Origin of the sequence: Streptomyces sp. SID5785 (assembly GCF_009870065.1) — a bacterium.
In the GTDB taxonomy this organism is placed as follows: Bacteria; Actinomycetota; Actinomycetes; order Streptomycetales; family Streptomycetaceae; genus Streptomyces.
Window position 1 is genome coordinate 1 of sequence record NZ_WWIA01000471.1, and the last position, 1,956, is coordinate 1,956.

General features: G+C 68.1%; 1 protein-coding gene. It reads left to right on the plus strand.

The window, feature by feature from the left end:
- The first annotated feature begins 40 nt into the window (after window positions 1-40).
- The gene (locus tag GTW43_RS15520; protein ID WP_161302563.1) at window positions 41-1,465 is read left to right on the plus strand and encodes a cation:dicarboxylase symporter family transporter; all 1,425 of its coding nucleotides are present in this window, start codon (window positions 41-43) and stop codon (window positions 1,463-1,465) included.
- Window positions 1,466-1,956 lie beyond the last annotated feature (491 nt).

Here is a 1,956-nt window from a genome sequence, read left to right on the forward strand (position 1 = left end):
CGCCTCCCCAGCACCCCCGACGCCGTCGTCAGGAGACACCGTGGCCGACACCGAGAACGGGACCGCGACCCCACCGCCCGCCGCCCCTCCGCAGGCCCCCGCGAAGCGGGACCGCACCCACTACCTCTACATCGCCGTCATCGTCGCCGTCCTGCTCGGCATCGCGGTCGGCTTCCTCGCCCCGGACTTCGCCACGGAGCTCAAGCCCATCGGCACGGGCTTCGTCAACCTGATCAAGATGATGATCTCGCCGATCATCTTCTGCACGATCGTCCTCGGCGTCGGCTCCGTACGGAAGGCCGCCAAGATCGGCAAGGTCGGCGGCCTCGCACTCGGCTACTTCATCGCGATGTCCGTCGTCGCCCTCGCCATCGGCCTCGTCGTCGGCAACATCCTCGACCCCGGCTCCGGCATGCACCTCACCGAAGCCACCAAGGACGTCGGCCAGACCGCCGCCAAGGACGCCGCCGAAGGCCCCACCGAATTCGTCCTCGGCATCATCCCGACGACCCTCGTCTCCGCCTTCACCCAGGGCGAGGTCCTCCAGACCCTCCTCGTCGCCCTCCTCGTCGGCTTCGCCCTCCAGGCCATGGGCCGCGCCGGCGAGCCCGTCCTGCGCGGAATCGAGCACATCCAGAAGCTCGTCTTCCGCGTCCTCGGCATGATCATGTGGGCCGCCCCGATCGGCGCCTTCGGCGCGATGGCCGCCGTCATCGGCGAGACCGGCGTCGACGCCCTCAAGGCCCTCGCCACGATCATGATCGGCTTCTACGTCACCTGCGCGCTGTTCGTCGGCATCGTGCTCGCGGCGGTCCTGCGCCTGGCCACCGGCTTCAACATCTTCGCGCTCCTCAAGTACCTGGGCCGCGAGTTCCTGCTGATCCTGTCCACCTCCTCGTCCGAGTCGGCGCTGCCCCGCCTCATCGCGAAGATGGAACACCTCGGCGTCAGCCGCCCCGTCGTCGGCATCACCGTGCCGACCGGCTACTCCTTCAACCTCGACGGCACCATGATCTACCTGACCATGGCGTCCCTCTTCATCGCCGACGCGATGGACCAGCCCATGAGCATCGGCCAGCAGATCGGCCTGCTCCTCTTCATGATGGTCGCCTCGAAGGGCGCCGCCGGTGTCTCCGGCTCCGGCATCGCCGTCCTCGCCTCCGGCCTCCAGTCCCACAAGCCGGGCCTGGTCGACGGGGTCGGCCTCATCATCGGCATCGACCGCTTCATGAGCGAGGCCCGCGCCCTCACCAACTTCGCGGGCAACGCGGTGGCCACCCTGCTCATCGGCACCTGGACCGGCGAGGTCGACCGCGAACGCGTCCAGCGCGTCCTCGCCGGCGACCTCCCCTTCGACGAGCGCACCCTGCTCGACTCCGGCCACGACGACTCCTCCGACGTCCCCACCCCGCGCGACGGCGGCACGGGTGGCACGTCCCTGGAGAAGGAGCCGCTGGGCGCGTAGCGCGGCTGTGCGCACCACGACGGGGCGGTGCTCCGGCGGTCTCCGCCGGAGCACCGCCCCCCGGGTTTGTACGACCGCCGACCGTGGCGTAAGGTCCTTCGAGTTGTCCGGGCCGTCACACGGTTCACGACAGCACCTCAGCCGCCCAGGCGGCACCCCAACACCAGCACGATCCCCTGACGGGATTGATTCGGCGTGCCCGAATTCAATTCGGTCCGGTCGATTAGGAATTGCCCAGCGATTCCGCTAACGTTCGGGACGTCGGAACGGCCCAACAGTCGCGACGACACAGCATTGAACTCCGCTGACGCGGGGCGATCGACCGAAAATCGGGCCCGAAAGGATCTGATAGAGTCGAGATCGCCGGAAAGCCGAAAGGCCGGAAAGCGAAAGCAAAACCAGCAGGACCCCGAGGAAATCGGCCGGTGAAACGGTCTGATAGAGTCGGAAACGCAAGACCGAAGGGAAGCGCCCGGAGGAAAGCCCGAGAG